This is a genomic window from Paraburkholderia sp. RL17-347-BIC-D (assembly GCF_046027915.1).
GTDB lineage: Bacteria > Pseudomonadota > Gammaproteobacteria > Burkholderiales > Burkholderiaceae > Paraburkholderia.
This window is the reverse complement of sequence record NZ_JARESS010000105.1, coordinates 1-12,071: the sequence shown is the minus strand read 5'-3', so window position 1 is coordinate 12,071 and position 12,071 is coordinate 1. Positions and strand designations below refer to the sequence as shown.

Sequence of the window (12,071 nt, the reverse complement as noted above, 5' to 3'; positions counted from 1 at the left end):
GCATTGCGGCGCTTTCCGCCGCCGCGCGGATGGTGAACGAAGTTTAGGAATCTAATAACAGGCTGTCAATCCTGAGTTCCCGCCTACGAACCGCAACGCGCTCGCACGCGCCGGTGTTGCGCTGCGGGAGTGACGCCATGCGGAAGCGGACGCAACGAACACGTCAAAAATTGCCTTGACAGTGCCGGGACAGTGCATGATATTAGAGACCTAAGTAGCCATCTATGCATTCATCCCACGCATGGCATGACACGTCATGCGAAGCCAGGAGGAGACAGATGAATCAGCACGAAGGGCGCTCACTCGAAGTGCCGGGTGTCAGCCACGGTAATGCGCCGATCCCGATGGGCGCGCGCGTCGGCAACATGTTGTATTCGTCGGGTATCCCAGGCAAGGATCCCGCCACGGATACGCTTCCCGATACCGCCGAGGCCCAGGCCCGCTTTGCGTTTCAGACCATGCGGGCGCTGCTGGCAGCGGGCGGCGCGGGTCTCAGGCACCTCGTTCGCATGACCGTCTACATCAAGGACGACAGCGCGCGCGCCGCAGTCAATCAGGAATGGTTGCGCTGCTTTCCGGATCCGCACGACCGGCCCGCGCGCCACACGCTCGTCTATGACCTGCCGGGCGGCATGCTGGTCCAACTGGAAGTCATCGCCGTAGTCTCGTGAGGAGGTTTTCCGACATGCCTATGATCATCGATTCTCATGCACACGTTGTCGTGCCGCTCGAAAGCTATCGCTACATGGCCGAACTGGTCGGCAACCGGGGCAATCCGAGCAGCGCGCCGACGCTGACCGAGAAAGCGGTGCGCGACGCCGCACAGACCATTATCGACATCATGGATAAGGTCGGCACCGACATCCAGTTTCTTTCGCCACGCCCTTACATGCAGATGCACTCGATCAAGCCGGCCAAAGTGCCGGCGCTCTGGGCGCGTCACATGAACGACCTCGTGTATCAGACCGTGCAGATGTTCCCGACGCGGTTTCGCGCAGTGGCCGCACTACCGCAATTCCGCGACACGTCGCCGGTCAACTGCTTTGAGGAACTCGACTTTCGCGTGAAGGAGCAGGGGTTCATCGGTTGTCTGCTCAATCCTGATCCGACCGAAGGCGAAGGTCCGCAGCCTCCCGGACTCGGCGATCCGTTCTGGTATCCGCTGTACGAAAAGCTCTGCGAACTCGACATTCCCGCACTCGTTCATTCGGCCGGCAGTTGCCAGTCGCGCGAAAGCTACACAATGAAGTTCATCAACGAGGAGAGCAATGCGATCGTTTCGTTGACCAATTCGGACGTGTTCGAGCGCTTTCCGAATCTGAAGCTGATCTTGCCGCACGGTGGCGGCGCCATTCCCTATCACATGGGCCGGTTTCGCGCTTGGGCCGTGCGTAAGGGCGGCGAGTCGTTCGACGACAAGCTCAAGCGTTTGTGGTTCGACACCTGCACATACGACAAGAACGCGCTCGAACTGCTCTTCAAGACGATCGGCACCGATTGCGTACTGTTCGCCACTGAAAATCCCGGCACCGGCAGCGCGACCGATCCAACGACCGGACGGGCGTTCGACGATCTGAAGCCGGTGATCGAAGGCATCGATTTCCTGAGCGACGAAGACCGCGACAAAATCTTCGAGTGCAATTGCGCGCGCCTCTACACGCGCTTCAAGAACTACAAATAAAGGGAAACGTCATGAACGGCAATTCAGCCTTGCCGGTGCAAGCCCAGCGTCATCCAGACGACGAGCAGCAGCTCGCGTTGGTGAAGCGCCTCGCCAGGCTCGACACGTGCGCGGTATCCGACGCGCTCGACCGGCTCGGCCTGCGCGGCGTCGCGTTCGGCCTGCGACGTCTCGCCGGAACGCATTCGTTCGCGGGCCGCGTGATCACGGTGACACTCGGTCCGGCGGATGGCGCGACCGCGCCCCGCCATCTGTGCACCACGGCGATCGATATGGGCGGCGCAGGTGACGTGATCGTGGTCGAGCATCACGCGCATCAGGAGGCCGCAGGGTGGGGCGGCATTCTGTCCTATGCAGCGAAGCGCAACGGTATTGAAGGCGTGATCGTCGACGGCATGTGTCGCGATATCGACGAAGCCGCTGGACTGGATTTTCCGGTGGTGGGCCTGGGCGCGGTGCCGGCCACCGCGCGGTCGCGCGTGATGGAGACGGCCTGCCAGGATCCCATCGTCGTGCGCGGCATTCGCGTGTATCCGCACGATTTCGTGCTCGCGGACGGCAGCGGCGTCGTGTTCGTGAAAGCAGCGCGAGCGTTAGAGGTGCTCGAACTGGCGGAGTCGCTGGCCGAGCGCGAAAGGCAGATGGTCGAACGCCTGCGCGCGGGCGAACCGGTTAGCGCGGTGATGGGACATCAATACGAAAGCATGCTGGACAAAAACGCTTCGAGGGGACAGGCATGACAGACAGCGCTGTTTCGTTACTGAGCCGCATGGATACGACCACCATCTCCGATGCGCTCGACAAGCTGGGGATCGCGGGACAGTGCCTGGGAATCGCACCGCTCGATCCCACTTTCCGCATGGCCGGTCCCGCATTCACGGTTCGCTACGTGCCGTGCGGCGTGCATGGCGGCACGGTCGGCGATTACATCGACGATCTGCCGGAAGGAACCGTCGTGACGCTCGATAACCAGCAGCGTGTCAACGCGACCGTATGGGGCGATATTCTGACGATCGTCGCCACGCGCAAGCATCTGGGCGGCACGGTGATCGACGGCGTATGCCGTGACGCGCCGCGCGCAATCGAGATGCGCTATCCCATCTTTTCGCGCGGCACCTACATGCGTACCGGCAAGGATCGCGTCGCGGTCGACGCGGTGCAATGCACTGTGTCGATCGGCGGCGTGCGCGTCAATCCCGGCGATCTGCTGGTCGGCGACCGGGACGGCGTGGTCGCCGTGCCAAAGGAGCGGTTCGAGCAGGTTGCGGAAGTGGCGCAGCGCATCGATGAAGCAGAGAACCGGATTCGCGAGGCCATCGAGCGCGGCGAACGCCTCGACGAGGTGCGCAAGACGCAGCAATACCATTCGCTGCAAACGCGGGACCGGTCATGAGCGCGTCATATTCCACCGAATTGCTCCACCACGCGCGACGGCTCGGGTCCGCTACCTTGCACGAGGCCGGCGGCAAGGTCGGCGCGCTACCCTCGGCGATCAAGCCGCTCGACATGCATTGGCGCCTTGCCGCGCCGGCCTTCACCGTTGCCGGCCCCGCGCTGGACAACCTGTGGTTGCATCGCGCGATTTATGCCGCGCCTAAAGGTGCAGTACTGATCCACGAATGCGGCGGCTACGTCGAAGCCGGCTACTGGGGCGGCGTGATGACGAACGCGGCGCTCGCCCGCGAACTGGCCGGTTTCATCAGCGAAGGCGGCGTGCGCGATGTCGAAGAACTGCGCGCGTTGGGCCTCGCTGTGTTTGCCGCCAACATCTGCATCCGCGGCACGGGCAAGCGCGCGGACGGCGCGGGCGCGCAGGGTGGCCCGGTGCTGATCGGAGATGTGCTCGTCAGCACGGGTGACCTCGTGGTGGCCGATGCCGACGGCGTGGTCGTGCTGCCCGCCGCGAGCGCGGCAAACATCGTGTCCAAGGGCGTCGAGCGCGAAGAGAAGGAGAGGGACATCGTCGCGCGACTCAAACGCGGCGAACGCTCGCTAGATATTTACGGCTTGCCGGAGAACGCACAATAAGGGAGTGAGAGATGGCTCAAATCGTGCTCGGTATCGGCACGTCGCATACGCCGCTTTTTACGCTCGACAGCAGCGACTGGTGGCATCGGGCGCAAGCCGATTTCAATAACCCGGCGCTCAATCTTTCGGACGGCCGCCGTCTGAACTATGCGCAGTTGCTTGCCGAAGTGGGTCCACGCTACGAAGAAGCCGCGCAGCCCGAAGAACTGCATCGCAAGGCGATCAGGTGCGACGCCGCGCTCGATTATCTTGGCGACATGCTGGAACTGGCCGCACCCGACATCGCGTTGATCGTCGGCGACGATCAGGGCGAACTGTTCGGCGCTGACAATCAGCCGGCATTCGCGGTGTACTACGCGGACAATCTCGTCACTAGCGACGCCTACGGTCACGAAGGCAGCCCGGACTGGGTTCGCACCATGGGCCGCGGCTATATGATGGACGATAACCACGCCATCCGCGGCGAGGCGGAGTTCGGCCTGAAAGTTGTCAATGGCCTGATCGAGCGCGAAGTGGATGTTGCCGCGGTGGCGCGCATTGGCGATCGTGAGCGCTGCGGGCTGGGTCATGCATTCGGTTTCGTGGTCAAACGGCTGTTTCGCAGTCGGCCCATTCCCGTGGTGCCTATTCTGCTGAACACGTATTTCCAGCCGAACGTTGCGAGTGCATCGCGTTGCTACGATATCGGCGCGAAGCTGCGTGATGTCCTTGCCGCGATCGACGGCAACGCACGTGTTGCGATCATCGCCTCAGGAGGGCTGAGTCATTTCGTTGTGGATGAAGCGCTCGATCTCGGCGTACTCGAAGCGCTCGAATGCAACGACGCACGCGCCTTGCGAGGGCTGCCGCGTGGTGCGTTGAATTCCGGGTCATCGGAGATACTGAACTGGGTGCTGGCGGCCGGCGCGCTGCAATCGCTGCCGGTCGTGTGGAAAGAGTACGTTCCGATCTACCGCACCCCCGCCGGAACCGGGGTGGGCGCGGCCTTCGTTGTCTGGAAACCGGCGTAACGGATCGCGCGAACTTCGCGTGCTGCCCGCGCCGCAAGCGTTGCGGGAGGCAACATGAGCGAGCCGCTCAGAATCTGCATTGCTGGTGCTGGCGCGTTCGGCGTCAAGCATATCGAGGCTTTGTCCGCGATCGACGGCGCAGTCGTCACGACGCTGGTCGGACGCGACGCCGCGCGGACCGCCGAGATCGGCGCGCGCTTCGGCATCGCCGATACCGCGACGGACTTTGCGGCGACGATTGCCCGCAACGATATCGACGCGGTGATCCTGTGCACGCCGACCGGCGTGCACGCGGAGCAGGGACTCGCCTGCCTTGCCGCGGGCAAACACGTGCAGATCGAGATTCCCATCGCCGATAACCTTGCTGACGCGCAGGCGTTACTCGACGCACAGCGTGCCAGTGGCCTTGTCGGCATGGCGGGTCACACGCGGCGCTTCAATCCGAGCCATCAATGGTTACATCAGAAAATCGCAGCAGATGAGTTGCGTGTCCAGCATCTGGTCGCGCAAACGTTCTTTTTCCGGCGCACCAATACCAACGCTCTCGGCGAGCCGCGTAGCTGGGTCGATCATTTGCTCTGGCATCACGCGTGTCATACCGTTGATCTGTTCGCGTATCAGACGGGTGAGCCCATCACGCTGGCGCGAGCAATCGAGGGCCCGGCCCATCCGGTTCTAGGCATCGCGATGGACATGTCGATCCAGATGAAGTCGCGCTCCGGCGCGCTGTGTACGCTTGCGCTCTCGTTCAACAACAATGGGCCGCTCGGCACCACGTTTCGCTACATCTGCGATAACGGCACTTATGTGGCGAGCTACGACGACCTCGTCGATCACCACGGAAACCCGGTAGACGTGTCGAGCGTCGACGTGTCCATGAATGGAATCGAGTTGCAGGATCGAGCTTTTATCGAGGCAATCCGCACCGGGAGAGAGGCACCGTCGAGCTTCGCGAACGTGCTGCCCGCTTATATCACGCTCGACCAACTCGCTCGTTCGCTGAACGATGCTTAAACGCTAGCGAATCGAGACATCGAACACACATCAAGGGCGGGGCCGCGCGCTCACCAGCGCCGGCTCCTCGGCGCGCACGTCGACAAAGGCCGGGCGCTTCATCAGCGCGATCACCGTGTACATGATCAGTGACAGGCCATTCAGGCCGATGATCATCACGAACGCCGCGAGGAATTTGCCGCCGAATACGCCGACCAGGTAACCCATCGCCGCGGGCGAAAACGAACCAAGCAAATTGCCCAGGCCCACGACGATGCCGGTCGAGCGCGCGATCTGCGTATGCGGGACATAATCGTGCAGCATCGCGCTATGCAGGCCGCCGAAAATCATCGGCGCGGCAATGCCGAGTACAAGCAGGAACGCCGTGACGAGCAGCCACGGCACGCTCATGGCGATCGAGAGGCCGGCCATGGTGGCAAGCGCAACGATGGCGCCGACCCATGCACGGTGACGCGCTTTATCGGCGAGATAGCCGACGAGGACCACGGTGAGGATCGGCGCGATATAGCTGATCGAGATCACGCCGCTCATGCTTTTCATCGACAGTCCGCGTTCCCGCACGAGGTAAGTCGGCAGCCACGTCGTGAGCCCCCACAGAATAGCCGATGAACTGGCGTGAACGAGAATCAGCAAGACGATGCGAATGTTCAGCAACGATTGCGCGAGCGTGGGCTGTTCGCCGCTCGCGGTGCTGACCAATGGCGCCGCGCCGCTGCGGATGTAGGCGACTTCGGCCTCGTTGACGAAGCGCGCTTTCGCCGGAAGGTCGGCGCCGAAGAAGAAGAACAACGGCACCAGCACGAACGAAAAAATCCCGAGCGAAATGAATACACCACGCCAGCCCAGTTCGAGCAGAATCGCCGTGATGATCGGAATGCCTACGGCGATTGCGGCGAATGCGCCGCTCACCCACATGCCGGTGATCCGTGAACGTTCGCGCGACGGGAACCACCGCCCCGTGTAGCTGTTCGCGAGCGGCCAGATGCAACCTTCGGCTGCGCCCAGCAGTGCACGCGCTGCGTACAATTCGACCACGTTGGTGGTGCGGCCGCACATGAAGGTAAAAAACGCCCAGCCGCATATGCTGACCATTGCCGAGCGCCGCGGTCCGAGCCAGTCGATCACGAAACCCCACAACAGCATGCCGATTCCGTAGCCCGCCACGAACAGCGTATTGAGCAGACCGATATGGGCCGGCTTGCCGACCAGATCGAGTGCGTGCAGAAAGGTGCGATCCGCGATCACGACGGACATGTTCGTCTTGTCCAACTGCACGGTGAACGAGAACAGGATCAGGAGCGGCGCGATGACCAACCAGCGGCCGCGAGTTCGCTTGAGGGCACCCGTCGACGCTTCGTGCAGCGAATTTCCGTTCATCGCGTTTCACCGTTCGGTTGTGAACAGACATGCCGATTGTCTCGTCGTGCAGGCCGCGCCGGGATGGAGCGAGTGGAGCGGGGCACGTTGCCGCTGGCGCGGCTATCACTTAGTTATCTAAGCGTTGTGTGCTGAGCATTTTCCTCTCCTTGTCCAGCTTGTCAATCGGGATGCGTACGTTGGAACGTAGAGAAATACCCTCATCGAAATGCGAGCTCCGCGGGGGTTGTGGGTCGCCCACAACTTCATCGTCTTCCTCTATACTTTGGTATCTAATATTAAAGCCCTCATGTCATGTGCAGTGCGATCGAAGGCGACGTTAGCGGAGACAGTCAGATGAAGGGAAGACAGTTTCGGATTGGTGTAGTCGGACTCGGCACGGCTGCGCGCATGATGCTGCCGGCCATTGCCGCTCATCGCGGCATGGTGCTGGCTGCAGTCGCTGATCCCGTCACGGAAGTGCGCGAGTCCGTCGGCGCGCAGTGGGGCGTGCCGGCGTTCGATGGCATCGAATCACTCGTTGCGGCGCAGCATCTGGATGCGGTATACATCGCGACGCCCACCGAGTTGCACGCACGGCACACCCGCATCGCTGTAGAAGCCGGATTGCACGTGCTGTGCGAAAAGCCGATGGCAGCGCATCTCGACGACGCGCAAGCAATGGTGGATGCGGCGGCCCGCGCGCAACGTGTGTTGATGATCGGGCATTCGCGCAGCTACGATGCGCCGATTCACAAGATGCGCGAAATCATCGAAAGCGGCGCGTTGGGGCGTGTGCGAATGGTCACGCAATTGTCGTACACTGACTGGATCTATCGCCCGCGCCGTCCCGACGAACTCGACCCTGCGCATGGCGGTGGCGTCACTTATCGGCAGGGCGCGCATCAGTTCGATGTGATCCGGCTGCTAGCCGGTGGCCTTGCCACGCAGGTTAGCGCGACCACTTTCGATTTCGATGCTGCGCGACCGGCCGTTGGCGCACACACGGTCGTCGTTCGCTTCGCCGACGGAGCCATCGGCAACGCGATCTACAACGGCTATGGCGCGTTCATGTCGGCAGAATTATCAGACGATGTCGATGAAGGCGGCTTTGCCGCCGACCCTGCTGCAATCGGCGCCCGGCGGCGCGCGCATGTGGGCGTACATCAGGACGAAATCGCCGCGAAGCGGGAACGCTCCGCGAAGATGCATCGCGGGCAGCCGCCTTACCATCCGTCGTTCGGCCTCACGCTCGTGAGTTGCGAACACGGCGACATGCGTCAGTCGCGTCACGGTATTTCCATTTATACCGCACAAGGCCGCGAGGACATGGCGTTGCCGATTCCGCCGGGGCCGCAGGACATGGTCGTCAATGAGTTTCATGATGCGCTCGCGGGGTTGAGGGCGCCCGTGCACGATGGTCGATGGGGACTCGCGAATCTGGAAGTGTGCGTCGCCGCGACGGAATCGGCGCGCAGTGGAAAAGAGGTCACGCTCACTCGTCAGGTCGCGGTGCCATCGCCGGTGGCGCGTTAAAACGTTGCGACAGCACGCGCGCCCAACACGCTTCAGGTAAGCAGAGACGCTTGCTTATTGTTGCGCGGCGCCACCGCTCGCAGGTTCGCGCAACAGATGCGCGACGCTCGCGGACGAACGCTCGGCCCAGCGGCTCGTCGACAGAAAGCCGAGCGCGATGATCGCCGCGCCGATCACGACGACACCCCACCAGACCGGATGCGTCGCCTCGGCGAAGTTCATGCCGGTAGCGGTTCGTGCATGCGTAATGACGCCCGCGAGCGCGACGCCGAGCGCAGCGCCGATCTGCCGGCTCGTCGACGCGATCGCCGCGGCGAGTCCCGCCTGCGCGAGCGGCATGCCCGACACGGCCGTGTAAGTAACGGTGGCGTTGACCATGCCGACGCCGCAGCCGAACAGCAGATAGCAGGCGAACAGCGCCGCAAACGGCGTGTCCGGCGCGAGCTGGGTTTGCCAGAGCGCACTCGCCGTCAAGCTGATGCCGCACAGTACGATGTTCGGCCGCGCGCCATAGCGATGCAGCAGCCATCCAGAGAGCGGCGAGCAGACGATCATGCCGAGCGCCATCGGCAGCGTGCACAGGCCGGCCAGCATGGCCGAGAGACCGCGCGTTTCCTGCAGATATAACGAGTTCAGAAAGAGGAAGCCGGAAAAGGCGCCGATCGATCCGATCGCGAGCAGCGTCGCGCAACTGAACGGCACGTTGCGGAAAAAGCGCACGTCAAGCATCGGCTGGCGTTGGCGCGCTTCGTGCATCAGCAATGCGACGGTCGCAAGCGCGGACAGCGCGAAGATGCCGACGATGATGGCCGATCCCCAGCCGATTTCATGACCTTCGATCACGGCGAACGTCAGTGCGGCCAGCGCGATCAAGACGAGTAGTTGCGCCAGCGGGTCGAGTGGTCGCGCCTGCTGTGCGCGCGATTCGGGAACGAGGCAGGCGGTCAGCACGATGGCCGCCGCGCCGAAAGGCAGATTGACCCAGAAAATCGCGCGCCAGCCGATGCTTTGCGTCAGCAGGCCACCCACGAGCGGTCCGATCGCCATCGAAATGCCGACCACAGCGCCCCATAATCCGGTCGCGCGCGCGCGTTCTTTCGGGTCCGTGAAAACGTGCGTGATGATCGACATCGCCACGGGATTCAGCATGCAGCCGCCGAGCGCCTGCACGGCGCGAAACGCGATCAGCCAACTCACAGTAGGCGCCACGCTGCACAGCAGCGAGCCGATCGAAAACACGCCCATGCCGATCTGAAAGATTCGCCGTCTGCCGAAGCGGTCCGCGAGCGAACCGCCCAACATCAGGAACGAGGCGACCACGAGCGTATAGGCGTCGATGATCCATTGCAGCGCGGAGAGCGAGGCGTGCAGGTCGAGCCGGATGGCCTGCAGCGCGACGTTGACGATGGTGACATCCATCGAGACCATCAGCAGGCTCAGGCAGCACGTCGCGAGAATCACGGTGCGCCGGGCGGGCGAGAGTTCCTGCATGGCGGCTGCCCGGCGCTGGGCGCTCAGACGCGCGCGGCGAGCGCGGTGTCGATTGCGGACAGCAGGCGCGGGTCGTCCGCAGTGACGTCGGGCGAGAAGCGCGCGAGAACCGCTCCGTCCCGGCTAATCAGGAATTTTTCGAAATTCCACAGCACGCCTGGAGCGGGATTGGCCGGCACGCCACGCTCGGTCAGACGCTGCCGCATCGGGCCTTCGCCGGTCGCGTCGGGCACGGCTTGGGTCAATTCGTGATATAGAGGATGCTGGTCTTCGCCCACCACCGAAATTTTCGCAAAGAGCGGAAAGCTCACGCCGTATTGCGTGTCGCAGAACGCGCGAATTTCCTCGTTCGTGCCGGGTTCCTGACCTTTGAAGTTGTTGGCCGGGAAGGCGAGAATCTCGAAGCCTTCAGCGCGCTTTCTTTCATATAGCGTTTGCAGCCCTTCGTATTGCACCGTAAGCCCGCATTTTGACGCGACGTTCACGATCAATAACACCTTGCCGTCGTAGGACGACAGATCGGCGGTGTCGCCGGCGTTCGTTTGCAACGGAATCTTGCGGATGGCTGACATGGCGCGCTCCCTGTATTGCGAGTGGACGAGCAGCGATAATACGCGCGCCCGGCGAATGCCGCTGCGCGCGAGGCGCTCACGCCCTATAGATCCACTGTCGACTTTGCAAATACCTCGTCCACGTTGACGCGGTGCGCGGTCAGCCCCTGTTCGTGCAGATATTGGGCTACACGCTCCACGACTGGACGCGAGGCCTTCATGCCATACGCCTTCGGATCCTGAACAAGCGTCTGTTGTACGGACGCATCCACGAGGCCGGTGTCGAGGAAAGCACGCATGCCTTCGAGCGTGTCGCGCTCCGCTTCGTTTTTTGCGTCGACAAATGCATGATAAAGATTGAGTGCGAGCCATGGGTGCTGTTCATACAGCGCGCGGCGGATCACCACCGTGTGATTGATCGGGTAGATGCCGGTCTTGGCGTAAAAGCGCCGCGTTTCAGCCAGCTTGTCCGCAAAGAGCGGTTTGACCTTCTCGACCTTGCTGATGTCGATCGTGCTGCGATCGACCAGATTGCGCGAGGTCAGATAAAGCAGCGTGCCGTCCAGTTCGCCGCTGACGAGCATTTCGCCGATATTCGTCGAGGGTGGAATCTGATTGAGACGAACGCCCTCGGGCGGCCTGAAGCCGGTGGCGCCGCCATGGCTTTTTTCCGGGCCGCGCTCCATGAACCATTCGATGTCTCGAGCCGCCACGCCGAATTCGTGCTCCAGTATGCCGCGCGACCATAACGCCGCAGTCTGCTGGTATTCGGGCACGCCGATACGTTTGCCGCGCAGATCTTCCGGACGTTCGATGCCGCGATCGGTACGCACCAGAATATTTGTGTGGAAGAACTGCCGGGACGTGTAGACGGGCAGTGCAACCCAGTCACGATCGCCACGCGATGCCGCAATGAATAGCGACGAGAGCGACATCTCCGAAACGTCGAAGTCGCCGTACTTCAACTGACGCCAGAACATCTCGGACGGATGCACGACGGTGGGTATCAACTTCACGCCTTGCGCATGCACGCGGCCTTGCGCGAGCGGGCGGGTGCGTTCGTTGTCGGATAGCGCAATGCTCAAGGTGATCGTGTCGCCGCTCATGGTCGTTATCTCCTCGGAGGGAGTGGAAATGTCATCAAGCTGGAGGGGGCAGCCGTCTGCCCGGCTGCATGGTTAGCTTTCTAGTTAGCCGTCTAATAATCGACCAGCACCGGATGTGTGTCAAGCGAGTCGAAGTATGAAAAATGCGGCCTTAGGGCTTTCCCGATGTATGTAGTAACGGGGGAACATGGCTCACGACGTCGATTGACACGATTAACTTAGATGCCTAAACTTAATCCGAAATCATCGATAACCGGTTGACGGGCGGCACTACAAACACGCCGCTTTCGTCATCGAG

At 62.2% G+C, this 12,071-nt stretch carries 12 protein-coding genes; 8 read left to right on the top strand and 4 right to left on the bottom strand.

The features are described from left to right. Positions 1-278: 278 nt before the first annotated feature. The 7 genes from P0D96_RS46455 to P0D96_RS46425 are packed head-to-tail and all read left to right on the top strand — an operon-like array spanning position 279 to position 5,733. Positions 279-671 carry a RidA family protein gene (locus P0D96_RS46455; protein ID WP_408320933.1) on the top strand — a complete coding sequence of 131 codons (393 nt, stop codon included), beginning with the start codon at positions 279-281 and terminating at the stop codon, positions 669-671. 14 nt (positions 672-685) lie between these two features. Continuing rightward, the gene (locus tag P0D96_RS46450) at positions 686-1,681 is read left to right on the top strand and encodes an amidohydrolase family protein (RefSeq protein WP_408320932.1); all 996 of its coding nucleotides are present in this window, start codon (positions 686-688) and stop codon (positions 1,679-1,681) included. A gap of 11 nt (positions 1,682-1,692) precedes the next feature. Beyond that, entirely contained in the window at positions 1,693-2,421 is a 729-nt protein-coding gene (locus P0D96_RS46445) for an RraA family protein (protein WP_408320930.1), read from the top strand. Between the two features lie 29 nt (positions 2,422-2,450). After that, entirely contained in the window at positions 2,451-3,074 is a 624-nt protein-coding gene (locus P0D96_RS46440) for an RraA family protein (RefSeq protein ID WP_408320928.1), read from the top strand. Further along, positions 3,071-3,709, top strand: a complete 639-nt coding sequence (locus P0D96_RS46435) for an RraA family protein (RefSeq protein WP_408320926.1) — start codon at positions 3,071-3,073, stop codon at positions 3,707-3,709. The genes P0D96_RS46440 and P0D96_RS46435 overlap by 4 nt, the downstream gene beginning before the upstream one ends. A gap of 11 nt (positions 3,710-3,720) precedes the next feature. After that, positions 3,721-4,719: a DODA-type extradiol aromatic ring-opening family dioxygenase gene (locus P0D96_RS46430; RefSeq protein WP_408320924.1), complete on the top strand. Its 999-nt coding sequence runs from the start codon at positions 3,721-3,723 to the stop codon at positions 4,717-4,719. A 54-nt stretch (positions 4,720-4,773) separates the two neighbouring features. After that, positions 4,774-5,733 (top strand): Gfo/Idh/MocA family oxidoreductase, encoded by a 960-nt coding sequence (locus tag P0D96_RS46425; protein ID WP_408320922.1) that lies wholly within the window; start codon positions 4,774-4,776, stop codon positions 5,731-5,733. 30 nt (positions 5,734-5,763) lie between these two features. On the opposite strand, the gene P0D96_RS46420 is transcribed toward P0D96_RS46425, so the two are convergent. Next, positions 5,764-7,110 (bottom strand): MFS transporter, encoded by a 1,347-nt coding sequence (locus tag P0D96_RS46420; protein WP_408320920.1) that lies wholly within the window; start codon positions 7,108-7,110, stop codon positions 5,764-5,766. A 336-nt stretch (positions 7,111-7,446) separates the two neighbouring features. On the opposite strand from P0D96_RS46420, the gene P0D96_RS46415 reads away from it, so the two are divergent. Continuing rightward, positions 7,447-8,625, top strand: coding sequence for a Gfo/Idh/MocA family oxidoreductase (locus P0D96_RS46415; RefSeq protein WP_408320918.1), 1,179 nt, complete (start codon positions 7,447-7,449; stop codon positions 8,623-8,625). 54 nt (positions 8,626-8,679) lie between these two features. Here the strand turns inward: P0D96_RS46415 and P0D96_RS46410 are convergent, their stop codons facing one another. The 3 genes from P0D96_RS46410 to P0D96_RS46400 form a co-directional block, all read right to left on the bottom strand. After that, a complete protein-coding gene (locus P0D96_RS46410) occupies positions 8,680-10,116 on the bottom strand; it encodes an MFS transporter (protein WP_408320916.1) in 1,437 nt (478 codons plus the stop codon). Between the two features lie 23 nt (positions 10,117-10,139). Continuing rightward, entirely contained in the window at positions 10,140-10,688 is a 549-nt protein-coding gene (locus P0D96_RS46405) for a glutathione peroxidase (RefSeq protein ID WP_408320914.1), read from the bottom strand. An 83-nt stretch (positions 10,689-10,771) separates the two neighbouring features. Then, a complete protein-coding gene (locus P0D96_RS46400; RefSeq protein ID WP_408320912.1) occupies positions 10,772-11,773 on the bottom strand; it encodes a PhnD/SsuA/transferrin family substrate-binding protein in 1,002 nt (333 codons plus the stop codon). Between the last annotated feature and the right edge of the window lie 298 nt (positions 11,774-12,071).